Below are 23365 nucleotides of genomic sequence, written 5' to 3'. Positions count from 1 at the left end.
GCGCGCGTCACGCCGCCCCGCGCGGGGCGCCCACGCGCGCGTGCATCATCGCTTCGAATGCGTCGGCGATGCGTTGCACGTAGTCGTTCTTGTGCGCAAGTTCGCCGCCGGCGCGCTCGCGATGCACGAGCATCGTCGCGTTCGCTTCGAACACGAACACGCTGCCGTCCGGCAGCAGCGTGAAATCCACACCTGCATAGTCGAGATCGAGCCGCTGCCCAATGGCGGCGATCGCCTTCGCGGCGCGCTCGCCGAGTGCCGCAGCGGGATCGGCGAGAAAGCGCGCTTCTTCGTCGAGCTTCCAGCGCACGCCTTCCATGCCCGCGGAGAAGTAGTGGACCATCCAGTGCGGCGAAATCGCGAGATGGTAGGGATACGGCTTGCGATCGACGAAGACCACGCGGTACTTGCGGTATGAGTCGTCGGCGTCGCGCGTGTCGCGAAATGCGCTTACGTAGAACGGGCCGGATTGCGCGGCGAGCGCCGCTTCGAGTTCGACGGGCGTGTCGCAACGAACCAGCCCTTCTCCCCCATGCGTTGCGACAGGGCGCACGAGCAGCGGCAGTTTCAGACCGGCGGAATCGATGCGCGCTTGCGCGTGTGCGTCGGCGGCTTCGATGCGGATGCAGGGCGCAGTCTGCACGCCATCCAGACCGTGAAGCAACGCGGGCAACCGGTCACGACGCGTGGCCGATACACGTTCGGGCACGTTAAGCACCGGACGCGATACAGCGCGCGCGAATCGCTCGACGCGCGTCTGCAGTGGCGAGGCGATATCGGCGTCGCCGATTACGTTGAACACAACATCGAAGGGCGGCAGCAGCGCGTCTTCGTACGGTTGGGCGTAGTCGATGGCGTATTTGATGCGCGCGTTGTGCGGTGTCGGCACGAGCAGATCGAACGGAACGTTACCGGCGGAGCGGCCCGCGCACAGCAGCAATACCCGACGCACCGGCTCGCCCGATGATTCCACGTAGACACGTTGCAGCGCGTACGCGCGGTCGCGGCAATGATCGGCGATGTCGTCGCGGCCAGCCGTCGTGTGTATCGCAGCGAGATTCTGCCAGGCAGCGGCCTGCGCTGCGTCCAGATTGAGCGCGAGTTCGTACCAGCGCTGCGCGCTCGTGTGATCACCCTTCATGAAGTAGCCCGTCGCCACCATGGCGATGCGGGCCGCGCCGTCCGATATGGCGCCTGCCGCGTGCGCGTCGAGCGCCTCGGCGGCGATCAGATGTGCGAGCGCGGCCAGTTCATCGCCGTTGGCGCGCGCGCGCTGTGCCTCGTCGCGATGTTGTGAAGGTGTATCGGTTACAGCGGAAAACAGGGCGTCGGTCATCGGCATGCCCGCGTCTCGCGGGCCGGCAGTGGGCGAAGCGTGAAGTCTAACGGCCCGCGCAGGAACCACGCAAAATCCGCCAGTTCGCCATCGCGCTGCACTTAAACGTGCCGGAACGATCAGCCGAAGTCAGCCGAAATCAGGGACGAAAAATGTCCAGACCCGCAAACGCCACCACGCCGCTCACCGCGATCATCGGCACTGAATGCTGGCCAAGGAACAGGATGGCTGCCGCCAGCCAGGTGCAAATGCAAAAAGCGCCGATGCGCCGCATGATGAAACCCCGTACGTGTAACGCGCCATTAACTCCCCGGATCACCCTCATGCGCAGGCGCGAGCGCAGCGAGTCGGCGTTTAACCGGGTGGTGTGCGGGGTACGAAAAATGGTAACAAATGGACCACATGGGAAAAACGCGGCAAATCCGCCCTGTCACGGGACGGTGCCTGATCGCCGCTCGCCGCCTTGCTGGAGGAAACCAATAACGTGAATATGCGCAACGAAGCCAATGCACGCCCCGCGTGGATGCCTTCGCCCGAGACGGTCGCACGCGCGCGCGTCACCGGATTCATGCAATGGCTCGCGAACGAGCGCGGTCTTTCGTTCAACGATTACGACGCGCTCTGGCGCTGGTCGGTCGACGATATCGACGCTTTCTGGTCGGCGATCTGGGACTGGGCCGGCATCGCATCGGACACGCCTCGCGGCAAGGCGCTCACCGATGCCGCCATGCCCGGCGCACGCTGGTTTCCCGGCGTGCAGTTGAATTACGTCGCACAGGTGTTCCGCCACGCGACGGCCGCGTGGCCAGCCATCGTTCATCGCAACGAGGCCGGCCGGGACGGCGAGATGAGCTGGGCCGAACTGGAGCGCCAGGTGGCCGCGCTCGCCGCCACGCTGCGCGGCATGGGCGTAGAGCGCGGCGACCGCGTTGTGGCGTTCATGCCCAACATCCCGCAAACCGTGGTCGCGTTCCTAGCGACCGCGAGTGTCGGCGCGATCTGGTCGGTATGTGCACCCGACATGGGCCGTCTCGCGGTGCTCGACCGCTTCCGCCAGATCGAGCCCGCGGTGATGATCGCCGTCGACGGCTACGAATACGCCGGCAAGTCATACGACCGTCGCGCACTCCTGCACGAGTTACTCGACGAACTGCCGAGCGTGCACCACGTCGTGCTCGTGCCGAATCTCGATGCGAACGCGAATGTCGGCGAATACGACGCCGAATTCAGGCACACGGTCGCGTGGGCCGACGCCATCGCGGGCAATGCGCGGCTCGAACCCGTCGCGCTCCCCTTCGACCATCCCTTGTGGATCGTGTATTCGTCGGGCACGACCGGGCTGCCCAAGCCCATCGTTCACTCGCATGGCGGCATCGTGCTGGAGCACGTAAAGATCGCGGCGTTGCATCTCGATCTGCGCCCCGGCGATCGCTACAACTGGTATTCGAGCACCGGCTGGATCATGTGGAACCTCCAGGTGGGCGGCCTGCTCGTCGGCGCGACGCTCTGCCTCTATGACGGCAGTCCGGGCTACCCCGACCTCGGCGCGCTCTGGCGTTTCATCGGCGATGCGCGCGTCGATTTCTTCGGCGCGGGCGCTGCCTTCTATCAATCGTGCCTGAAAGCGGGCGTCGAACCGCGTCGGGTATCCGGACTGTCGCGTTTGCGCGCGGTCGGCTCGACCGGCTCGCCGCTGCCGCCCGAAGCGTACCGATGGATCCTCGATCATGTCGGCGACGTGTGGATCGACACGATAGCGGGCGGCACCGATTTCGCCGGATGCTTCCTGGCGGGCGTGCCGACGCTGCCGGTCTGGCTCGGCGAGATGCAGTGCCGCTGTCTCGGCGCGCGCGTCGAAGCGTTCGACGACGCGGGCAAGCCGGTGATCGACGAAGTCGGCGAACTGGTCTGTACGGCACCGATGCCGTCGATGCCGCTGCGCTTCTGGAACGACGCAAACGACGCACGCTATCGCAACAGCTATTTCGACGTCTGGCCCGGCGTGTGGCGCCACGGCGACTGGGTGCGCATCACGGCGCGCGGCGGCGCGATCATCTACGGCAGATCCGACGCGACCATCAATCGCCACGGCATCCGCATGGGGACGAGCGAGCTGTATCGCGCGGTGGAGGACCTGCCGGAGGTGCTGGACAGTCTCGTGGTGGACCTCGAATACCTGGGCCGCGAATCGTACATGCCGCTCTTCGTCGTGCTGCGGCCCGATCACGTGCTGACACCGGAACTGGCGGCAACGATTCGCGAGCGCATCAAGGTGGCGCTTTCCGCGCGCCACGTACCCGACGAGGTTTTTCAGGTGGATGGCGTGCCGCGCACCCTTTCTGGCAAGAAGATGGAGCTGCCGGTCAAGAAGCTGCTGCTCGGCCAGCCGCTCGACAAAGTCGCCAATCCGGGAACGATGGCCAACCCGGAGACGCTGGCCTGGTTCGATGCGTTCGCACGAACGATGGACGAGCGTCGGGCAAAACGCTGAAGCGCTCAAGCCCGAGCGCCTCTTTCGCGCGGCGGGCAACGACACACGCACCCCGCATCGCCCTTCGCGGCGACGGCTATCCGGCTCGACAGCGCGTGTGCGAAGCGCATCGACCGGGCCTACAGCATCGACCTTCAGCCCGTCGCGATCGACGCACTTGAGGTCGAAAACGCGGCAGAGTGTAAACTGCTGCCTTTTTTCCTTTCGTAACATGGTGCAAGCCCCCCAGCGTGCCGCGCCGAGCGCACCGGCGCTCGCGCGCCTGCTCGCGCAACTGGCCGACACCAACGTTGCCGAATCGTCGCAATCGCTCCCGGACCGCCTGAGCCAGTGGCTCGGCTGGACCGATGCCATCGCGCTGTCCGCGGCGCTGACCGGCGAGCCGCCGGCTGTCGCGCCGCACGCACGCGCGTTCGGACGCGATGACGCGAACCTGTGCGCAAGCGTGCGCAGTGCCCTCACGCGGACGATCACCCGCGAGAGCGCGCCCGCCCTGATGCGGCGCGACGCCCGTGCACCGGCTCCGGCCGCCCCGGCGGACGAGCGCGCCGACTACGCGGAATATCGTCAGCGCTATCTGTCCCTCCAGCAGGCGATGGAAACCGATATCGGCCAGTTGCGCGCCCGCCTGCGCGTGATGCTGGCCGCGAAGACGCCCGCGCTCGCCCGCCTCGCCGCAGTGGACGCGATCATGGAGCGCTCGCTCGGCGCGCGTGAGCGGAGCCTGCTGGCTTCGGTGCCCGCGTTGCTCGGTGCCCGCTTCGAACGCCTGCGCGCAGCTGATGAGGCACTGGCCGCCGCGCAGGCCGGCGGGGAATCCGCAGCGTCCACACCCGGCGCGTGGCTCGACGGGTTCCGCAGGGAAATGCAGAACGTGCTGCTCGCCGAACTCGACGTTCGGTTTCAACCGGTGGAAGGACTGCTCGCAGCCCTTCGCGCCCGCTAACCAAGACTTTATGTCCCGATTCCGTTTCGACCTCGTAGTTTTTCTGGCCGGCTTCGCCGCCGTCTGCTGGATCGCCTTCGGCTATCTCGGCTCGAATCCGCTGGCGCTTGCCGTCACGCTACTGATCGGCGCCTGCTATGTCGCAGGCGCGCTCGAACTGCGGCGCTACGCGCAGGCGACCGCCACGCTGCAGCAAGCCGTGGCGTCGCTCTCCGAACCACCCGCGACGCTCGACGCCTGGCTCGACCGGCTTCATCCCGGACTGCGCGGGCCGGTGCGCCTGCGCGTGATGGGTGAGCGCGTCGCCGTGCCCGGCCCCGCGTTGACCCCGTATCTGGTCGGCCTGCTCGTCCTGCTCGGGATGCTCGGTACGCTGCTCGGCATGGTCGCGACGCTCAAGGGCACGGGCGCGGCACTTCAGAGCGCGACGGACCCGCTTGCGATTCGCGCCTCGCTCGCCGCGCCGGTGAAGGGGCTTGGCTTCGCCTTCGGCACGTCAATCGCGGGCGTCGCGACGTCGGCCATGCTCGGGCTGATGTCGGCGCTTGCCCGCCGCCAGCGCAGCGAGGCAGCCGAGCGGCTCGACGCAAAGATCGCGACGACCCTGCGCGTCTTCTCGCATGCGCATCAGCGCGAAGCAAGCTTCAAGCTGCTGCAGCGGCAGGCCGAGGCGATGCCCGTTCTCGTCGATCGCCTTCAGTCGATGATGCAGGCCATCGAGCAGCAGAGCCTCGCCCTGAACGAACGTCAGATCGCCATGCAGCAGCACTTCCTCGGCAAGACCGAGGCGACTTATGCCGAACTCGCCGGCTTCGTCGCGCGCTCGCTCAAGGACAGCGCCACCGAAGGCGCAAGAGCCGCGAGCGCCGCGATCCGGCCCGTCGTGGAGACCACGATGGCGAGCCTCAAAGCCGAAACGGCCGCGCTGCACGGTGTCGTGACGCAAGCGGTCGATCGCCAGCTTGCCGGACTCTCAGGCGGCCTCGAAACGACGACCGCCGCCGTCTCGACGCTCTGGCACGAAGCGCTCGCGGATCACCGCCGGTCGAACGAAGCGCTCGCCGCCGATCTGCGCACATCGCTGGATCGCTACGCCGAAACCTTCGAGCAACGTTCGGCGGGCCTGCTCGACGGCGTGGCCGCGCGTCTCGACACCGCGGCGGGTACGGTGTCGGAAAAATGGAGCGCTGCATTCGCGCTGCAGTCGAGCGCCAGCGAAAAACTCGCCGCCGGCCAGGCGCAGGCGCTGTCCGCGGTTGCGGCGACGTTCGAGCAACACGCGTCCACATTGCTGCGCACCGTGGACGAATCGCACGCGCAGTTGCAAACGCGCCTCGCGTCCAGTGACGAAGCGCGGCTCGCCGCGTGGCGAGACAGCGTCGCCTCGATGAGCGCGACGCTGCGCGAGCACTGGGACGGCGCAGCCGTGCAAACCGCCGACCGGCAACAGGCGATCTGCGACACGCTGGAGCGCACCGCAAACGCCATCACGGCGCAGACGCAGGCCCAGGCGCGCGACACGATCGACGAGATCGCCCGGCTCGTACAGGCGGCGTCGGAAGCCCCGCGCGCCGCCGCCGAGGTTGTCGCCGAACTGCGTCAGAAGCTTTCGGATAGCATGGCGCGCGACAACGCGATGCTCGAAGAACGCAGCCGACTGCTCACCACACTCGAAACCCTGCTCGATGCCGTGAATCACGCGTCCACGCAACAGCGCAGTGCAATCGACGCGCTCGTCGGCACGTCGGCTGACCTGCTCGAACGCGTCGGCAAACGATTCACCGATCGTGTGGAATCCGAAGTAAGTCAACTCGACGGCATTGCCGCGCAGGTCACGCGCGGCGCCGTAGAAGTCGCGAGCCTCGGCGACGCGTTCGGTGCGGCCGTGCAGGCATTCGGCAAGTCGAACGACAAGCTCGTCACGCATCTGCAACGCATCGAAGGCGCACTCGACAAGTCGCTCGCACGCAGCGACGAGCAGCTTGCCTACTACGTCGCGCAGGCGCGCGAAGTGATCGACCTGAGCATGCTGTCGCAACGGCAGATTATGGAAGACCTGCAGCAGCTTGCGGACCGGCGCGCCGACACGGCCATCGCAGCGGGAGCCGACGCCGCATGAGCGAGGATATCGACGGCGGCGTAGAGCCGACGACGCCCATCTGGGCCGCCTTCAGCGACCTGATGTCGGTCCTGCTGGGCGCATTCGTGTTGATCCTCGTGGCTGTGATCGGCGTGCAACTCGAACTCTCGACGAAGCTGGACGATGCGGTCAAGCAGCGTCAACTGGAATCGCAGCGGCGCAAGACGCTTGAAGACGCGTTGGCGGGGCCGCTCGCGTCCGGACGCGTCACGCTGGTCAATGGACGCATCGGCATCAGCGGCAGCGTGCTGTTCGCGCAGAACTCCGATCAACTGCAACCCGAAGGCCGCGATCTGCTCAAGAGCCTGGCCGGACCGCTCGCAGCCTACCTGAAGTCGCACGACGAGATCCTGATGGTGAGCGGCTTCGCGGACGACAAGCAGGTGCGCTCCGGCAACCATCAATTCGCGGACAACTGGGAGCTGTCGGCCCAGCGCGCGTTGACGGTGACGCGCGCGTTCGTCGATCAGGGCGTGCCGGCTTCGTCGGTGTTCGCGGCCGCATTCGGCTCGCAGCAGCCTGTGAGTTCGAACGCCGACGCGAACGGACGCGCGAAGAACCGACGCGTGGAAATCGCACCGGTCCCGCGATCGACCGCTTCCGGCGGAGAGCGCAGTGAGTGACGAAACGATTCCGGATGAGGCGCAACCTGACTCCCCCGGCGCATGTGGCATGGATCGGGTCGGGCCGGCGCACTTGCGCTTCATCGAAGCGCTGGAGCGCCGCTCGACGAATCACAGCGGAAAAGCGCGAGCATTGCTGGATGCCAGGTTGTCCGAATTAAATGTGCAGCGCGGGGTTCGATCTGAACTCCGAGCGCCTGCCGAGGACACATCAGAGCGCAAGCCCACTCGCGGTCCGCTGGGCGAACTGGCCGATTCGATGTCCGGCCACGCACGGCCGTCGCCGCCCGAGATGCTCGACTACTTCCGCAAGATCTGGGCAAGCCTGCGCACCGAGAACCAGCTGCGTCAATCGCTGGGCCAGGTTCCGCAGAATGCCGGCCCTCTCAATTCAAGCAGTCTCGTGCATCGATCGCTTTCGTTGATGCGCGAGCTGTCGCCCGGCTACCTGCAGCACTTTCTTTCCTACGCGGACTCGCTGTCGTGGATGGAACACTTCGGCGGCACCGAAGCTCCGGCAAGCAAGGAAACGCCACGCACCGCAGGCAGCAGGAAAAGCGCGCGAAGCAAGTCGCGCTAGCGCCGCGGGCCCTTCGATCGCCAACACGCCTTCGCTTCCTGCTGCAGGGTGCGCCGCAGCGCACTTTGCCTGCGAAGCAGCGCCGCCAGCGCGAGCGCTGCCTCCTGCTCAAGCTGCCTCGCCCTCATCTCGCCATACGACGAGCCGCGTCATCGCTCACCACCTGAGCCGGTCGCGCACTGCGGCAACGCGACGGGTTCCATCGACGAACTCGAACTGACGTGAAGGCCCAGACACCCCACATGACACGCATGCGGGATTTTCCCTGACTCAGGACTGAACGCGCGGACTTGGGGTCGGGTATCCGTTATCATGCGATCGGATCCTCATCGCTTACCCGTCGTCCCCTCAATCATGGAGAGACCGATGCAGATGCGTTGTTTTTGCGTGACCCATCACGGCCAGCCGCTCGAACTGATGCACCAGGACATCCCTCAACCGCAGGGCACGGAAGTGCTGCTGCGCGTGAAGGCGGCGGGCCTCTGCCATTCGGATCTGCATATCTGGGAAGGCTTCTACGATCTAGGCGGCGGCAAGAAACTCTCGCTCACCGATCGTGGGATCAAGCTGCCGCTCACGCCAAGCCATGAAATATGCGGTGAAGTCGTCAGCGCCGGCTCCGAGGCGGGTCCTGTTCAAACTGGCATGGTCGCCGTCGCGTATCCGTGGATCGGCTGCGGCAAGTGTGCGGCCTGTCTGCGCGACGAAGAGAACATCTGCGTGAAACCCCAATCGCTCGGCATCATGCGCGCGGGCGGTTTCGCCGACTACGTGATCGTGCCGCACCCGCGCTACCTCGTGGACCTGGGCGGTCTCGATCCCGTGAAAGCCGCCCCGCTCGCCTGCGCGGGCATCACCACGTATTCGGCCATCAAGAAGTTCGGCGAGCGCATTCACGAAACGCCGGTCGTCGTGATCGGCGCTGGCGGCCTGGGGCTCATGGCCATCGAAGTGCTCAAGGCCCTTGGCGGCCGTGGCGCGATCGTCGTCGATATCGATGCGGGAAAACGCGAAGCCGCCTTGAAGGAAGGCGCGCTCGCCGCGATCGACGCCCGCGCGAGCGACGCTGCGAAACAGATTGCCGATGCCGTCGGCGGCGGCGCACGCGCCGTGCTCGATCTCGTTGGCGCGACACCGACCGTGACGCTCGCACTCGACGCGTGCGCGCGTGGCGCTCACATCGTGATCGTGGGTCTGATGGGCGGCGACATCACGCTGCCATTGCCGACCATCCCGATGCGGCCGCTGCGGATCGAAGGAAACTATGTGGGCTCGCTGGCCGAGTTGCGCGAACTGGTCTCGCTGATGCGCGACGGCAAGATCCGTCCCGTGCCGGTGTCGAGCCGGCCGCTCGACGAGGTCAATGATGCGCTCAAGGCGTTACACGAAGGCCGCGTCGTCGGACGGCAAGTGCTCGTGCCGTGAGTTGCTGCGACAACACGAAAGGAAGGTTGAAAGGGGATCCTAGTCCCAGAAGTTGCGAAACGCCACCGCGACGATCACGGGCACGCAGAGCACCAGCGGAATCGCGAAGTACGGGATCTCCAGATCGACGATCCAGCTGTAAACCAGCCAGCCGACGCCAACGCCGAGCGTAGCCAGTCCCACCAGCGCGGTGAGGGTATTCAGCAACCACTTGGGCGGCTGCTTGCGCCTGGGTCCTTGCTTGGGCTCTTGCGTGGGTTCGTTCTTCGGTGCGGGATTCATCTTCTCGGCGTTGGCAAAAGCGTTTTGATCCGGGCGTTCAATCGCGCACATTTTACTCCCCCGTGCGATGCGCCCTTCCCGTTCTCGCACACCCACGGAGACGGCAACCGGACGACTCACGCCATCGAGTTTGCGTATGCGCGAGGGTCGGACAGACGCAGCCGCTACGCTGGCTGACGTGGCTCGTCCGCCGCCAGCAGCACGCCCTTCTTGAAAACGAAACACCCGTAGCCGCGCTGCTCGCCGGTGGCAATCACGCAGTACGCGCGCCGCGCACGCTCGTAGAAAGCGAAGCGTTCGAGCGATGCGAACGGCACCTCGCGTCCTTCGCCCGCATTGACTTCGTGTTGCGCCTCTTGCTGCACTGCGGGCACCGCATGCGGATCGCCCACCACTTCCATGCGCAGCGCCGGATGATCGACGAAACTGTCCAGCGGCAACACCGAGAGCACCGCGCGCACGGCGCGCGGCGAATCCACGCCGTCAAGCCGCAGCAATCGGCCGAGCACGGTCTCGCGTGCGAGCGCATCGGCTGGGAAATTCGCGTCGCAGATCACGACTTCGTCGCCGTGCCCCATCGAAGCCAGCGCGTGCAACACATCGGCGTTGAGCAGCGGATCCAGATTTTTCAGCACGGCGTCGCCTCCATCGAGTTTGATCGCGGTTTTGACTGCGGATTTGATCAGCAACGCTGCGCGTGCGTCTCGCACGCATCGTACCGCGCACCTCGTTCGCGTCACAAGCTGGCATTCTCCGGCTTGCATCCTGAAAGCAGCATGAATTCGCCGCGCCGCGAACAAACATGCAGCGGCGCACACCGTCCACGCGCGATGCCCCCGGCGATAGCAACGCCAGCAGCACGCGCGAACCGATGGCAAAATGACCGGTCTCCCGTTTCTGGCGAAGCTTGCACGCGCAGCTATGCGCGTGCGCCCGCCTCACTCCACCGTTGAAGAGGATCGCCCCATCATGACGTCCAGCGTGAAACCCTATCCGGATACCCAGATTTATATCGACGGCGCGTGGCGCGCCGGCGAGCGCACGATTGCCGTGGTCGACCCCGCCACCGAAGCGGAAATCGGCCGGTTGAGCCTCGCCGGCGAAGCGGATCTCTCCGATGCCGCGCAAGCCGCCGCGCGCGCATTCCGCGAATGGCGCAAGGTTTCGCCGCTCGAGCGAAGCAAGCTCATGCGTCAGGCAGCGCAATTGCTGCGCGAACGCGCCGACGACGTCGCCGCGGTCATGACGCGCGAACAAGGCAAGCCGCTCGCCGAAGCGAAAGTCGAAACGCTCGCAGGCGCCGACATCATCGACTGGTTCGCCGAAGAAGGCCGCCGCACCTATGGCCGCGTGATTCCGTCACGCGCCGACGCGGTCCGCCAGATCGTCACGCGCGAGCCCGTCGGCCCGGTCGCGGCATTCACGCCGTGGAATTTCCCGCTGAATCAGGCGGTGCGCAAGGTGTCGGCGGCGCTGGCCTCGGGCTGCACCGTCGTGCTGAAGGGACCGGAAGAAACGCCTGCGAGCTGCGCCGCGCTCGTGCAGGTATTCATCGACGCGGGCGTGCCTGCCGGCGTCCTGAATCTCGTGTTCGGCGTGCCTGCTGAAGTATCGTCGTATCTGATCGCGCATCCGGCGATCCGCAAGATCTCGTTCACGGGCTCGACGCCGGTGGGCAAGCTGCTCGCCGCGAAGGCCGGCGAACATATGAAGCGCGTCACGATGGAACTCGGCGGACACGGGCCCGCGATGGTATTCGCGGACGCCGACGTGCCGCGCGCAGCGAAACTCCTCGCGCTGGCGAAGATCCGCAACGCGGGCCAGGTCTGCATCTCGCCCACCCGCTTCATGGTGCAGGATGCCGTGTACGACGAGTTCGTCGAGCATTTCGTCGCCACCCTGCGCACGGTCAAGGTAGGCAACGGATTCGACGAAGGCGTGCAAATGGGCCCGCTCGCCAACGACCGCCGGCTCGCCGCGATGGAGCGCCTCGTCGGCGACGCGCGCGAGCACGGGGCGAAAATCCTGACTGGCGGCGAACGCATCGGCCGCGAAGGCTATTTCTTCGCGCCGACCGTTCTGACCGACGTGCCGCTTTCGGCCCGCATCATGAACGAAGAGCCGTTCGGCCCGCTCGCGCCGGTCTCGCGGTTCTCGAGCTACGAAGACGCCGTGGCGGAAGCCAACCGGCTGCCGTGGGGTCTTGCCGCCTACGCGTATACGCGCTCGAGCGCGACTTCCGCAGCGCTGTCCGGGGACATCGAATCGGGGATGCTGTCGATCAACCACCACGGCCTCGCACTGCCTGAAACGCCGTTCGGCGGTGTGAAGGATTCGGGTTACGGATCCGAGGGCGGTAGCGAAGCGATGGATGCGTACCTGGTCACGAAGTTCGTCACCGAACATCGTTGATCTCGCGTTGATCTCGATGTGTCACTGCGTGCATATGCACGCAGTGACACGGCCCATCATGACTCTGGCCACGCGCGCGGATGTTGAGGAAGCCCGTCCGCGATCTGCACCCAGGCGAGCTTCTGGGACGTCCACGTGTGATGCGCAGGCGGCGCGTCGCCGGGCCGATCGAGGCTGCCCGTCGCGACATCGATTTCATCGGCAAACGTAGCGTGCCGATAAGTCAGCGGCGTGCCGCAATCCGTGCAAAAGGCACGCTCGACTCGCGGACTCGATTTATAGAAACGCGGCGTCCCCGCGACGAAGCGAAAATCAGCTGAACGCACGCTCAGCCACGCGGTAAACGGCGCCGCCGACGCACGCCGGCAATCGTTGCAGTGACACGCCGTGCAGTCCACAGGCTCGCCAGCGATCTCGTAGCGAATCCTTCCGCATAGACAGCCGCCAGTCATCATTATTTCCTCCGTTTCCAGACGTAATGCAAATCAGCGCGCGCTGGCAACGAGCCGCCGGCCGTCATCGAGCGCTTTCGAACCGGCAAAACAGGCGCCGGACAGCAGCGAAAAAAACCTGGAATAGAACGCGTGGAGAGACTGTTTGCGTCAGTGTCGGCCACCGAGGCCTTTGACTGGACCGATCATGTCTTCTCGTTTACCACATCTCCCGTCCGTACTTTCGATTCGGCCTCGCGTCGCGCCCGACCGCGCACGACACGGAGCGCGATCATGAATCGTCCGACCATCTGCATCCCCTGCCGGCTCGCGGCCATAGCAACCGTAACAGGGTGTGCAGCGCTCGCGTTCGCCTGGACCGCGGGATGGCTCACGCCCCGACGCGTCAGTGCGCCCCATATCATCGACACGTTCGAAGCAAACTATGGCACGCATCCGGGCTACCGTCGCAATCATGCGAAAGGAATCTGCGTGGAGGGCCAGTTCGAAAGCAATGGCAACGGTGCGAACGTGTCCAGCGCCGAAGTATTCGCGCCGGGCCGCACGCCCATTGTCGGGCGTTTCGCGATTCCCGGCAGCAACCCGTCGGCACCCGATAGTAGCGTCCCCGTGCGCAGCATGGCGCTGCTGTTCCAGTTGCAGGACGGTGAACAATGGCGCACAGGCATGAATTCGACGCCGGTGTTTCCCGTGCAGACGCCGCGGCAGTTCTACGGGCAACTCGTTGCATCGAAGGCCGATCCGGCCACCGGCAAGCCCGACGCGGCGAAGCTCGATGCGTTCAACCGGGCGAACCCCGAAACACTGCCGTTCCGGCAATGGGTCAAGACGCACGCGCCGTCGTCGAGCTTCGCGACTACAGCGTTTTACAGCATCAACGCGTTCATCGCGACCGATGCAAGCGGGCAGCGCCATGCGATCCGCTGGCAGACGATCCCTGAAACGCCTTACGCCCCCGCATCCGCCGAAGATATGACACGCCCCGATTTCCTCTCCGACGATCTCGATGCACGCCTCGCGCAGGGCCCGCTGCGCTGGCACCTAGTGCTCACGGTCGCGCAGCCTGGCGACCCCGCGAACGACGCGACGCGAGCATGGCCCGCGGGCCGCGAGCAGATCGACGCCGGTACGCTCGTGCTTCAGCGCGCGTCGGCGCAGAGCGAAGGCGTATGCCGCGACGTGAACTTCGACCCGACCATTCTCCCGGCCGGCCTCGCGCCCTCGGACGACCCATTGCTGGCCGCCCGCTCCGCCGCCTATGCCGTTTCGTTCAACCGCCGCACGCGAGAAGAAGCGAAGTCCGCGGCATCGCACGGAGACGCACAGCCATGAAGCAGCCACAACGTCATTTCAGCGCGATTGCGCGCCTGCTTCATTGGTCGATGGCAGTACTGATCATTGCGATACTGTTCGTCGGCGTGGGAATGGTGTCGACCGTTTCGCGGCCGCACACGATGCTGCTCGCAGTGCATCGGCCGCTCGGCATTGCGCTTCTGGTGCTCGTGATCGTGCGTGCGCTCGTGCGTCTCGTGCGCGGCGCGCCGCCGTTGCCTCGCGATCTCCCCACCTGGCAGCGCGTCGCCGCGCACGCCTCGCATCTCGCGCTCTACGGCCTGATGATGGCGATGCCGTTGATCGGCTGGTCGATGCTTTCGGCGGGAGGCTATCCGGTCGTGATGTTCGGCAGCGTACACCTGCCGCCCATCGTGCCGCACAACGTCGCGCTGTACGCGTGGCTACGCGCAGCCCATACCTGGTTCGCGCTGGCGCTCTTCTCGATCGTGCTATTGCACCTGAGCGCCGCGCTCTTCCATGCACTGATCCGCCGCGACGGTGTGCTCGCGAGCATACTGCGGGGCGAGGCTCGCGCTCAAACGACGCGTGCCTGATGCGCATGCACCGCCGCCCATTGGATAGCGGGCACGGGGCTTATGCCGTGCCCGGCCGGACACGTTTCTCGTGCTATTCTGGCGCGCAACACCCCAAAAGAGGCCCCGCCATGTCCCCGTTGGCCGCCGTCGTCAGCATCCTCGCCGCCGTCCTGCTCGGCGCCATGAGCCCCGGGCCGAGCTTCGTGCTCGTCGCCCGCAACTCGATCGGACTGTCGCGCCGCGACGGCGTCGCCACCGCGCTCGGCATGGGCACTGGCGCGATCTGCTTCGCAGGCATCGCGCTCGCCGGCCTCTACACCGTGCTCGCCACGGTCGCATGGCTCTATGCCGGACTCAAGATCGCGGGCGGCGCGTACCTGCTCTACATCGCCTCGCGCATCTGGCGAGGCGCGGGACAGCCGATTTCGATGAGCGGCACAGCCTTGACGGACAGCCGCCCCGGCAAGTCGTTCTGGGTCGGCCTCACCACGCAACTGAGCAATCCGAAAACGGCCATCGCCTACGGCAGCATCTTCGTCGCGCTCCTGCCGCACCATCCTCCGCTGTGGTGCTATTTCGCGCTGCCGCCGTTCGTGTTCGCGATCGAAACCGGGTGGTACACCGTCGTCGCGCTCTGTTTTTCGAGCCAGCGTCCGCGCGAGCTTTATTTGCGCGCCAAGCGCTGGATCGACCGCGCCGCCGCCGGCGCCATCGCCGCACTCGGTCTGCGGCTCATCTTCACTGCGGGCCACCGCGGCCTTTGACTGCCGCACGCCCGGCGCGACAACGTTCGTTAGTGGTGGCCCGATAGTCGCACGCGGGCGTGCATGCGATTTTCCTGTTTCTTCGCGAATTCCCGGGGAGACTGCTCGGAAACTGGCAGCAGACGGCCGTGGAATCAACCGATCGAAGCGCGGTCCGACGAAACGCAAGTGCATTCCCAGTATCGCTCCCGCGCACTGACGAAACTGGGACAGGGCTGTGACGATATGCCCGGGAAAGTCGAAATGGTCCCGCCGACGCAAATCATGTGACATAAATTGCGCGATTGCTGTTCATAGCCGTCTGCGGGCATGCAAAGAAGCGAACAGGCGCTTCTGACTGCACATCGGCACGTGCGGGCGACAACGGCCAATCCCTCTGTCCCCGCCGGCAGTTCCCGTGCAAATGACGCGCTTCGATTACAATGGAGGGTCTACTCCTCTTCGCACGGCGCCCGACAAGACGCGCGTTGGCTCGTCGCGAATCATCCTCTGACTCATCGCCCAGAAAGGCTGGCGGTAGAAGCACCCGTTGGACTGCCCCCCCGACGCCCGTCCGACCAGGGTTGCGGACCGCTGTGTTTGACCCAATCCCCTCGCGTGCATGACTTGCCGCCCGGACAAGGCGCTATCCAGACTTCCAGGACGCGGGGGCCGCCCACCCAGCCCGTTCCCGCACTACGTGCGAGTGCGTGTCGATTGACGCTCGCGGCTTTTTTTCTACGCGGGAGATCGCATGCCGATGTCCTGCAAATTAATACGGATCCTTGAATGGCAAAAGAAGAATTGTTGGAACTCGACGGTATCGTTGACGAGGTGTTGCCGGACAGCCGCTACCGCGTCACGCTCGACAATGGCGTGGTGGTAGGTGCCTACGCGTCCGGCCGTATACGCAAAAATCATATTCGCATCCTTGCGGGCGATCGGGTAACGCTGGAACTCTCGGTGTATGACCTGACGAAGGGAAGAATCAATTTTCGGCACAAGGACGAGCGCAGTGGAGGCGCATCACCAAGACCGGCGTATCGCCGTCGTTGAAGCGGCAGTACACGAACGTCCGCTGCGCCTCTTTTGCATCATAACCCTGCGCGGATGCTCGTCGTCGGCTCATCTCACGCGGTTCGCGTCCAACGCGGGGGTCAGGAAACTTTCGCTGTACAAATCGCGCAATGGGCGTAGCATGAATTCGTTGATTGACCCACGCCCGTTCCCGGCGCTTCCCAGGCTGCCTTTTCAAGCGGAATCGGGCCGCTCACTTTCATCGCAGGCCGAACAACCCGGCCGATCGTGTGGAGACTGAAATCAGTTGTCCACACGCCTTCTACATTCTGCCGCATGGTGATGCGGCTTCAAAGGTTTGTCATGACAACAGATTTCCGTCTCTACCGTGGACTGGAAGTTTATCCATTGGTCTATCCGCATCGTGCCACCAAGGCAGGAAGCGGGCATAACTACGACGAAGGGTTCGACGCTGCCGTGCGTATCCAGGAGCCCGGAAGTTCAGAGGGAGTGCCGCGCAGTCGCGTATTCCGGCTCGCGGTGACGAAACCCTTCCAGAACGCCGGCGACGCGCGGCGTGCATCGACTGCCTATGCGGAACACCTCATCGACAAGTGCTCGCACGACACGAACATCCTCGATCTGGAATTGTGATTCGCGCCTCGTTCCACGCCGGAACCCGACGGCAGGCGTCTGCGGCAGGACAGGCAGGCAACACGGGAGTTTGATATGGACAGGGGCGACCTGCTGAACTGGATTCGCTGCGACGGCCCCGGCATTGTCGACCGGTTTCTGCCGCTGGGTGCCCGTGCCGACCTGGAAGGTGTTATCCGCGACGGTCGTCACGAGGTCGATGCGGATGCTTATCTGGTGTTCGTATCGATTCGCGCACTGCTACGCGAAGACGGTATGGCGAGTTGTGATTCCGACCGTGAGGCCGGGCAGATCATGGCTCTTCTGAATGCGTGATGCTGACCTTCCTGTCCATCAGACAGTCCGCCACGATCATATCCGCGTGACAACCGGGCAAGGAAAGACAATGCGCTTCAATTCGACACGATTCATCATCGACCCGACGCCACGCAGAGCCGACGGCGAGTACATGGCCCATGCCCGCATCAGCACCAACCGTGCAGACGGGAGCGAGCATGACATTCACCTGAGTGGCGATCTTGCGGGCTTTGACGTACGCGAGGACGCAATTGCCTACGCGAAAAACTGGGCCCAGGAGTGGTTAGGCGCGCGCTTTGGCTAAGAGGGGCCTCACGGCATCGAAGGGCGAAGACGGTGTGGACAGCGTCGTAACCGATGGGTGTAATCAGCCGCGCGTATCGATCCAGTCGCGCGCCCATCGGTCTGAATAACCCAGTGCGTCTTCTTCGCTGCTGAAATATCCGAGCGAATAGAATTCGTAAAGCGCGGGCCCAGCAAGGGTGTCGGACCGCGCGAGCGTCACGTTCGAGGAAAAACAGCCGTCAGGCAGAGAGTGAGTAGACGGTCGGACCGCATAACCGCGGTATTGTCTGGTGACAGGAATTTGCATTGTTACCGGTGGAATTGAAATGAATATAGGACTCCGCCGTCCCGCAAGGGGACGCTGATCCGTTCGGATGCAAGAGCAAGCGTCGGGGAGGAATACAGACTGGGAGACGCTCCAGCCAACCGAAAAAGCTGGCCGGTGCGTTCATGCGGCGGGGCGGCGTCCGATGCCTGAGGCAGCGGACGCGTAACTGACTTAAAGCGGCTTGATGTTAGATGCCTGAAGACCCTTCGGGCCACGCTTCGTTTCGTAGCTGACCTTCTGGTTCTCGGCCAACGTCTTGAATCCGTCACCCGTGATTTCTGAAAAATGCGCAAACAGGTCGTCCCCGCCCGCATCAGGAGTGATGAATCCAAAGCCTTTACTATCGTTGAACCACTTGACGGTACCGGTATCCATAACGAATCCCTCAAAAAAAGAATAAATTGATCAATCCCGTTCCGGATGGAGACGGGGAAGCTTCAAGAGGGAGAAAGAGGACAACGAACTCCGCGCAAGTGGCGGACATTAGACGGGCACCAATTGAACTTCCTGAATACTTCAGTTGCCCACGATACGCGTATACATCGATCCGGTCAACCGTTTTCGTGATGCAAAACGTAACAGCAGGATCTGCGCGGGGATCGCCCGTCATTGAGTGAGAAATGCCGTTACGCAACGGGGAATCACGCGTATAGTGGCCGCTCGCCGGCCGTTGTGCTTCACCCCATTCGATCGGGAATTCGAACTATACCCAATACGATCGAGGGTTATCGTACGCACCATCAGCGCAAAAATAGCGGCCTACAAAGAGCCGATCGGGTCTTTACCCCCTTCATCAGACGGCATTCATCGGCAACGGAATAGAGCGGCGAGGACCGTCGCGGACGTCAGGATGATTCAACATCGCCACCTCACAACCAGGAAAAGAATTGACTACCGTAACCCCCAAGCTGAACGAGCCGCTGGAAGTCGCGTTGCGCCGCTTCCGACGTGCGATTGAGAGCACCGGCCTGATAAAGGAATTGCGGGCCAGGACGGCTTATGAAACACCGACCGCGAAGCGCAAGCGGAAAAAAGCAGCGGCTGTGTCTCGATTGAGAAAACAGATACGACGGTCATTGCCACCGAAAAAACAGTACTAACCGGAAGTTGCCAGAGGGCATGCCGACGCGCCTGTCCAATGAACTGCCGGGTTTCGCGGATCATTCGAGGCAAGCAGCCAGGTAGGGCCGCAGATGCGCAACCGAAATGAGTAGTGAACGGCCGTTGTCGGAGCGACAACGGCCAGTTCGCGTGACGGTGCGAGGGGCGGTTGCGGGTCGACATGCACCGGTGATTCATCCGTCCCGGTGCGGCCACAATCGACATTCACCATTTCAGGAGCGCGCCTGGATCGTGCGGAAACTGTTGCGCGAATGCGTTCGGAATTGGAGGTGGGTGCATTGCTTCCCGAACTACACGCCGTTGCGCTCCGCACGCAGTGGCTCGACATCGTCGGGGCGCTCCTTAGCGAAGTGCAGCCGCCACCGCCTCATGAATCTGCAGCGCAAAGCGCGCTTCAACATCAGGCACCGTGTAACCAATTGACAGTTCCAGATACGCGTCACCTGGCACCAACTGAACGAATGTCGCTGCCCGCAATGCAGCGGTCGATCCGTCAAATCTCTTTCGCAGAATGAAGCGGTGGTTGAGCGCTCCAGGTCGCGTGCCGCAGATCGCCGGTTTATCCGCTATGGGCAGCGGTCCCCATGCATAGATCTGTATGCCGGCCAGTTTCCCGCACTCGCCCGGGAACGCACACGGACGCTCGAACGGCCGCTCAGCGTCTGCCATCTGACCTTCGACGGATCTCTCGATTTCTTCTGCATCCAACGCCACGTTCGAAGCATCAAAGCCCAACTTTCCCGGCGCTCGTACGCTCGTACATTAGATGACTAACCGTTTCGGCTCTTCAAAATCCGGAACGACATCCCGATCGCGCCGATCCTTTCCTTTAATCGATGCCAGCAGGGACGCAAGGACGATCAACCCGCCACCGATCGACGCAAGCACAGTTACCCTCTCCCCAAGCCATACGCTCGCAAACAAGGCGCCAAAGACGGGCTCGCTGCCCATCAACAGCGCGACGCGTGTCGGGGTGCTACGGCTGACCGCGTAGTTCTGCACGAAGAATGCGAACAACGTGCAGCCCGCGACGAGGTAAACGACGATCATCCAGAAACGCTCATACCCGGCGAATGCAGGCAAGGGCTGCCATTCCGATCTCGCGACGGTCAGAGCGAGCACGGCGCAACCGAACGACACAACGCCGGATTGCACGGCCGTCATCGCTAGTGGAGAAACGGCGTTGACCTGCATGACGCGCTTCGTCGCGCACACGTTGATCGCGCGCAACAGTGCGGCAAGCACCACCAGCGCGTCCCCTGTTGTGAAATTGAACTGGCCGCCACCGAGCAGAAAGGCGCCCAGGAGGGAAAGTCCAGCTGCCACCCATTCGACGCCGCGCGGCGTGCGTTTGAGCCATGCCCATTCGACCAGCGGCGTCATCACCACGCACAGGCTGATCAGAAACGCCGCATTCGACGCGCTCGTTATCCGCACGCCGTACGTTTCAGCCAGGAAGATCCCGAGTAGTACGCACCCTGCGCCGACGATCCTGACCCACTGAGATCGCGACAATCCGCGCATCGACCACAGCGATGGCGACAGCAGCACGAACGTGATGCCGAAGCGCAACGCGAGAAGGCCTAACACCGGATAGACGAGCAATGCGCTTTTCACCACGGCATAGCTCGTTCCCCAGATGAAGGCCACAACGAGAAGTAACAAATCAGCAGATGTACTGGACCGGAAGCGCATGACGAACCTCCCGTAACGAAAGGTCCTCATTGTCCGATGATGCATTGGCGGCGATAATCCGGTCGGCAAGAACATCTTTTGTGCATCGGTTGCACAAATAGACCAGAAATGCAGGTCAGCCCGGATACGTCCATGACACCGACCGAACTTCTCCCGTTGCTGCCGGACCTCGCGACCTTTGTGCAGGTGGTCGAGGCCGGTAACTTCTCGTCAGCAGCCCGCCCGCTTGGCACCACGCCTTCGACGATCAGCCGGCAAGTGCAGCGGCTCGAACGGGCACTGGGCACGCGACTGTTCGAACGCTCGACCCGACGCATCCGGCTGACGGAGTCCGGCATGCAGGTCTATCGCCACTGCCGGGACATGATGGACGCGGCGTCCGGAGCCGTCGATGCCGCCAGCCAGCTGACAGCACAACCGCGCGGCCGGGTCAGCATCAGCGCGCCGATTTCGCTCGCGAAAAGCCTGATTCACCCGAAGATTCCAGGCTTCCTGCGTACCTACCAGGAAGTGGACGTACAGGTCGTATTCGACGATCGGGATATCGATCCGATACGCGATCACGTCGATCTCGTCGTGCGGCCCACCCCGACACCGCCGCAAGGCCTTGTGGCAAGACGGCTCGGCACCGTGCGATGGATGCCGTGCGCCTCTCCGGGCTATCTGCGTGCACGAGGCACGCCCGTCGTTCCGGACGATCTTGCGCAGCATGATTGTCTGTATATCGGGGATACGCCGGACGACAACCGGTGGACTTTCCGGCAAGGCAGTCAAACGCAGACGATTGAAGTTCGGGCCCGCTATATAGCGAACGATGTGAGTGCACGGCGTGAGGCCGCGCTGGACGATTGGGGCGTGGCAAGCCTGCCCGAGTTTGCCGTAGCGGACGACCTCCGTGCTGGCAAGCTGGTGCAGGTACTGCCCGAATGGCTGTTCGAGCCACGCGCCTACAGCGGGCCTGTCTGGCTGCTGTATCCGCCGAACCGGCTCCTTCCGCCGAAAGTGCGAGCGTTAATTGACTGGCTGGTGGAACAGTCCGGTTGTTGATCTAGCTGAGCCCGCACGCCGAAAAGCCGAAGCACGCGGTGTGCAACGCCGGCAAGCAAAAAGGTACCTCGTTAGTCGAGCAGCAAGCTGGCCGCCTGTATCGCCGATGTACAGTGGAAGCGGCCCTTGTGGTGAAGCCGGGCCGAACGGCAGGAGTGCGTCGAACAAAGCCTCTCCTCCCGAAAATCGGCGAAGAAACATTTTCTTTTGCGTCGTCCTTGACAATCTACCTTCCAGTAGATAAATTCCATCCCATGGAAACGAAATCGACGGTTCGCGAACAACTTCTGGATCACGCCATTGCGCTGATGATGCGGCGCGGCTACAACGGGTTCAGCTATCGCGATCTTTCAGAGCTGGTGGGTGTGAAGACGTCGAGCATCCACTACTACTTCCCTTCGAAAGACGATCTGGCGCTCGAAGCAGTGCGCCAATACAGCGACGAAGTGATGGCTGCCCTGCAAGCGGTCGATGCTGCACTACCAGCGGATGTGAAGCTCACGGCGTACACGAAGGCGTTCGGCAAGACGCTCGGCGACGGCAATCAGATCTGCCTGTGCGGCATGCTCGCCGCGGACATCGATTCGCTGCCCGATAGCGTGCGCAAAGCGGTACAGGCGTTCTTTCGCGCCAACGAAAACTGGCTGGCGAAGGTGCTCGCCGCCGGCGTCTCAGAAGGGACGCTCGCGGTCAACGGCAGCGCCGAAAGTTCGGCGCGTGCGCTGTTCGCTGCCCTGCAGGGCAGCGCGCTGGCAAGCCGCCTGTTTCATGCGAAATCGCGGCTGGAAGATGTGGACGCAATGTGGAGAAAACGCGCGTCCTGATCTTCCCGCAGGAACGCGAGGCAAGGCGGTGCTCCGCCTTCTTTTTGGGGTCAGTTATCTATCTTCTGATAGATATATGCAGATTTGCAGGAACACAGCGCCGGCCGTCATTTCGCATCATCATTTGACTGCCGCCAGATTTGCTTATGAGGGCGAGGATCATGTACCCGAAACGGATTGAGGCATGTGTCGTCACGAGTGGGCAGGCGAAAGCCCTTCGCCACGAGAGCGTTTCGGCGCCGGTCTACTGCGCTTCAAAACAAGGCAGCACACAAGCGATCGATATCGATCTGCATAGCTAATCATCTTCCCAACGCAGTCCCGTTCTACAGCAACACCCACCAGGAGTCCGTCATGTCGATCGAAAAAGTGCTCTACACCGCTCACGCTCACGTCACCGGGGGCCGCGATGGCCGTGCCGTCGTGCCTGAAAGCAACCTCGACCTCAAACTCACCACCCCACGCGAACTCGGCGGCGCGGGCGGCGCAGGCACGAACCCGGAGCAACTGTTCGCGTCGGGTTACAGCGCCTGCTTCATCGGCGCGATGAAGTTCGTCGGCGCGCGCGACAAGATTGCGATTCCCGCCGACGTCGCCATCGACGCCAGCGTCGGTATCGGACCGATTCCGAACGGCTTCGGCATCGAAGTCGAACTGAAGATCTCACTGCCCGGCATGGACCGCGCGGCCGCGCAGGCGCTCGTCGACAAGGCGCATATCGTGTGCCCTTACTCCAACGCGACGCGCGGCAACATCGACGTGACGCTGACCCTCGTCTAAGCCGCGCCCGGCCGT

The 23365-nt window shown here is 63.7% G+C and carries 27 protein-coding genes; 18 read left to right on the top strand and 9 right to left on the bottom strand.

All coding sequences use genetic code 11. From position 1 onward, the window contains the following. Nucleotides 1-7 precede the first annotated feature (7 nt). Together D1Y85_RS12000 and D1Y85_RS27910 are read right to left on the bottom strand one after the other, a co-directional pair. Nucleotides 8-1342 carry an ATP-grasp domain-containing protein gene (locus tag D1Y85_RS12000; RefSeq protein ID WP_124151264.1) on the bottom strand — a complete coding sequence of 445 codons (1335 nt, stop codon included), beginning with the start codon at nucleotides 1340-1342 and terminating at the stop codon, nucleotides 8-10. A 133-nt stretch (nucleotides 1343-1475) separates the two neighbouring features. After that, on the bottom strand, nucleotides 1476-1610 hold the full coding sequence (locus D1Y85_RS27910; protein ID WP_124151263.1) for a hypothetical protein: 135 nt from the start codon (nucleotides 1608-1610) through the stop codon (nucleotides 1476-1478). 216 nt (nucleotides 1611-1826) lie between these two features. Here D1Y85_RS27910 and D1Y85_RS11990 point away from each other — a divergent pair, with 216 nt between their 5' ends. The 6 genes from D1Y85_RS11990 to D1Y85_RS11965 all read left to right on the top strand — a co-directional run bounded on the left by D1Y85_RS11990 (nucleotide 1827) and on the right by D1Y85_RS11965 (nucleotide 9541). Then, nucleotides 1827-3827, top strand: a complete 2001-nt coding sequence (locus D1Y85_RS11990; RefSeq protein WP_124151338.1) for an acetoacetate--CoA ligase — start codon at nucleotides 1827-1829, stop codon at nucleotides 3825-3827. A 211-nt stretch (nucleotides 3828-4038) separates the two neighbouring features. Continuing rightward, a complete protein-coding gene (locus D1Y85_RS11985; RefSeq protein WP_124151262.1) occupies nucleotides 4039-4773 on the top strand; it encodes a DUF3348 domain-containing protein in 735 nt (244 codons plus the stop codon). A gap of 10 nt (nucleotides 4774-4783) precedes the next feature. After that, nucleotides 4784-6892, top strand: a complete 2109-nt coding sequence (locus D1Y85_RS11980) for a DUF802 domain-containing protein (RefSeq protein WP_124151261.1) — start codon at nucleotides 4784-4786, stop codon at nucleotides 6890-6892. Beyond that, nucleotides 6889-7536, top strand: a complete 648-nt coding sequence (locus tag D1Y85_RS11975; RefSeq protein ID WP_124151260.1) for an OmpA family protein — start codon at nucleotides 6889-6891, stop codon at nucleotides 7534-7536. The genes D1Y85_RS11980 and D1Y85_RS11975 overlap by 4 nt, the downstream gene beginning before the upstream one ends. Beyond that, nucleotides 7529-8116 (top strand): DUF2894 domain-containing protein, encoded by a 588-nt coding sequence (locus D1Y85_RS11970; protein ID WP_246024886.1) that lies wholly within the window; start codon nucleotides 7529-7531, stop codon nucleotides 8114-8116. Before D1Y85_RS11975 ends, D1Y85_RS11970 begins: the two co-directional genes overlap by 8 nt. A 372-nt stretch (nucleotides 8117-8488) precedes the next feature. Beyond that, nucleotides 8489-9541, top strand: coding sequence for an alcohol dehydrogenase (locus D1Y85_RS11965; protein ID WP_124151336.1), 1053 nt, complete (start codon nucleotides 8489-8491; stop codon nucleotides 9539-9541). Nucleotides 9542-9580: 39 nt separating this feature from the next. Here the strand turns inward: D1Y85_RS11965 and D1Y85_RS11960 are convergent, their stop codons facing one another. Together D1Y85_RS11960 and D1Y85_RS11955 are read right to left on the bottom strand one after the other, a co-directional pair. Continuing rightward, a complete protein-coding gene (locus D1Y85_RS11960; RefSeq protein ID WP_246024890.1) occupies nucleotides 9581-9823 on the bottom strand; it encodes a hypothetical protein in 243 nt (80 codons plus the stop codon). A gap of 164 nt (nucleotides 9824-9987) precedes the next feature. Then, nucleotides 9988-10458: an RbsD/FucU family protein gene (locus D1Y85_RS11955; RefSeq protein ID WP_124151258.1), complete on the bottom strand. Its 471-nt coding sequence runs from the start codon at nucleotides 10456-10458 to the stop codon at nucleotides 9988-9990. Between the two features lie 334 nt (nucleotides 10459-10792). On the opposite strand from D1Y85_RS11955, the gene D1Y85_RS11950 reads away from it, so the two are divergent. Beyond that, the gene (locus D1Y85_RS11950; RefSeq protein WP_124151257.1) at nucleotides 10793-12235 is read left to right on the top strand and encodes an NAD-dependent succinate-semialdehyde dehydrogenase; all 1443 of its coding nucleotides are present in this window, start codon (nucleotides 10793-10795) and stop codon (nucleotides 12233-12235) included. 56 nt (nucleotides 12236-12291) lie between these two features. Here the strand turns inward: D1Y85_RS11950 and D1Y85_RS11945 are convergent, their stop codons facing one another. After that, the gene (locus D1Y85_RS11945) at nucleotides 12292-12687 is read right to left on the bottom strand and encodes a GFA family protein (RefSeq protein ID WP_246024889.1); all 396 of its coding nucleotides are present in this window, start codon (nucleotides 12685-12687) and stop codon (nucleotides 12292-12294) included. Nucleotides 12688-12960: 273 nt separating this feature from the next. Between D1Y85_RS11945 and D1Y85_RS11940 the strand changes: the two genes are divergently transcribed. From D1Y85_RS11940 to D1Y85_RS11910, 7 genes are all read left to right on the top strand, one after another. After that, nucleotides 12961-14019: a catalase family peroxidase gene (locus tag D1Y85_RS11940; RefSeq protein ID WP_124151256.1), complete on the top strand. Its 1059-nt coding sequence runs from the start codon at nucleotides 12961-12963 to the stop codon at nucleotides 14017-14019. Continuing rightward, the gene (locus D1Y85_RS11935; protein WP_124151255.1) at nucleotides 14016-14576 is read left to right on the top strand and encodes a cytochrome b; all 561 of its coding nucleotides are present in this window, start codon (nucleotides 14016-14018) and stop codon (nucleotides 14574-14576) included. Before D1Y85_RS11940 ends, D1Y85_RS11935 begins: the two co-directional genes overlap by 4 nt. A gap of 110 nt (nucleotides 14577-14686) precedes the next feature. After that, complete coding sequence (locus D1Y85_RS11930) at nucleotides 14687-15322, top strand: LysE family translocator (protein WP_124151254.1); 636 nt, start codon at nucleotides 14687-14689, stop codon at nucleotides 15320-15322. A gap of 768 nt (nucleotides 15323-16090) precedes the next feature. After that, nucleotides 16091-16357: a translation initiation factor IF-1 gene (infA, locus tag D1Y85_RS11925; RefSeq protein ID WP_124151253.1), complete on the top strand. Its 267-nt coding sequence runs from the start codon at nucleotides 16091-16093 to the stop codon at nucleotides 16355-16357. A 324-nt stretch (nucleotides 16358-16681) separates the two neighbouring features. Next, nucleotides 16682-16972, top strand: a complete 291-nt coding sequence (locus D1Y85_RS11920) for a hypothetical protein (RefSeq protein WP_124151252.1) — start codon at nucleotides 16682-16684, stop codon at nucleotides 16970-16972. Nucleotides 16973-17047: 75 nt separating this feature from the next. Then, the gene (locus tag D1Y85_RS11915; RefSeq protein WP_124151251.1) at nucleotides 17048-17287 is read left to right on the top strand and encodes a hypothetical protein; all 240 of its coding nucleotides are present in this window, start codon (nucleotides 17048-17050) and stop codon (nucleotides 17285-17287) included. A 70-nt stretch (nucleotides 17288-17357) separates the two neighbouring features. Beyond that, nucleotides 17358-17573 carry a hypothetical protein gene (locus tag D1Y85_RS11910; RefSeq protein WP_124151250.1) on the top strand — a complete coding sequence of 72 codons (216 nt, stop codon included), beginning with the start codon at nucleotides 17358-17360 and terminating at the stop codon, nucleotides 17571-17573. 63 nt (nucleotides 17574-17636) lie between these two features. Here the strand turns inward: D1Y85_RS11910 and D1Y85_RS27580 are convergent, their stop codons facing one another. Together D1Y85_RS27580 and D1Y85_RS11900 are read right to left on the bottom strand one after the other, a co-directional pair. Further along, the gene (locus D1Y85_RS27580) at nucleotides 17637-17861 is read right to left on the bottom strand and encodes a hypothetical protein (RefSeq protein ID WP_124151249.1); all 225 of its coding nucleotides are present in this window, start codon (nucleotides 17859-17861) and stop codon (nucleotides 17637-17639) included. Nucleotides 17862-18053: 192 nt separating this feature from the next. Then, nucleotides 18054-18257, bottom strand: a complete 204-nt coding sequence (locus D1Y85_RS11900) for a cold-shock protein (protein ID WP_124151248.1) — start codon at nucleotides 18255-18257, stop codon at nucleotides 18054-18056. Between the two features lie 512 nt (nucleotides 18258-18769). Between D1Y85_RS11900 and rpsU the strand changes: the two genes are divergently transcribed. Continuing rightward, the gene (gene rpsU / locus D1Y85_RS11895; protein ID WP_124151247.1) at nucleotides 18770-18982 is read left to right on the top strand and encodes a 30S ribosomal protein S21; all 213 of its coding nucleotides are present in this window, start codon (nucleotides 18770-18772) and stop codon (nucleotides 18980-18982) included. Nucleotides 18983-19346: 364 nt separating this feature from the next. On the opposite strand, the gene D1Y85_RS27575 is transcribed toward rpsU, so the two are convergent. Further along, on the bottom strand, nucleotides 19347-19712 hold the full coding sequence (locus D1Y85_RS27575; protein ID WP_246024885.1) for a hypothetical protein: 366 nt from the start codon (nucleotides 19710-19712) through the stop codon (nucleotides 19347-19349). A gap of 54 nt (nucleotides 19713-19766) precedes the next feature. Next, entirely contained in the window at nucleotides 19767-20699 is a 933-nt protein-coding gene (locus D1Y85_RS11885) for a DMT family transporter (protein WP_124151246.1), read from the bottom strand. 132 nt (nucleotides 20700-20831) lie between these two features. Here D1Y85_RS11885 and D1Y85_RS11880 point away from each other — a divergent pair, with 132 nt between their 5' ends. The 3 genes from D1Y85_RS11880 (at nucleotide 20832) to D1Y85_RS11870 (ending at nucleotide 23350) form a co-directional block, all read left to right on the top strand. After that, nucleotides 20832-21746, top strand: coding sequence for a LysR family transcriptional regulator (locus D1Y85_RS11880; RefSeq protein WP_124151245.1), 915 nt, complete (start codon nucleotides 20832-20834; stop codon nucleotides 21744-21746). 254 nt (nucleotides 21747-22000) lie between these two features. Next, nucleotides 22001-22570: a TetR/AcrR family transcriptional regulator gene (locus D1Y85_RS11875; protein WP_124151334.1), complete on the top strand. Its 570-nt coding sequence runs from the start codon at nucleotides 22001-22003 to the stop codon at nucleotides 22568-22570. Between the two features lie 354 nt (nucleotides 22571-22924). Then, nucleotides 22925-23350, top strand: a complete 426-nt coding sequence (locus D1Y85_RS11870) for an organic hydroperoxide resistance protein (RefSeq protein ID WP_124151244.1) — start codon at nucleotides 22925-22927, stop codon at nucleotides 23348-23350. The last annotated feature ends 15 nt before the right edge of the window (nucleotides 23351-23365 follow it).

Source organism: Paraburkholderia dinghuensis, assembly GCF_003837865.1.
GTDB classification, from domain to species: domain Bacteria; phylum Pseudomonadota; class Gammaproteobacteria; order Burkholderiales; family Burkholderiaceae; genus Paraburkholderia; species Paraburkholderia dinghuensis.
The sequence above is the reverse complement of the archived record's forward strand: the minus strand, read 5'-3'. Positions and strand labels throughout refer to the sequence as shown.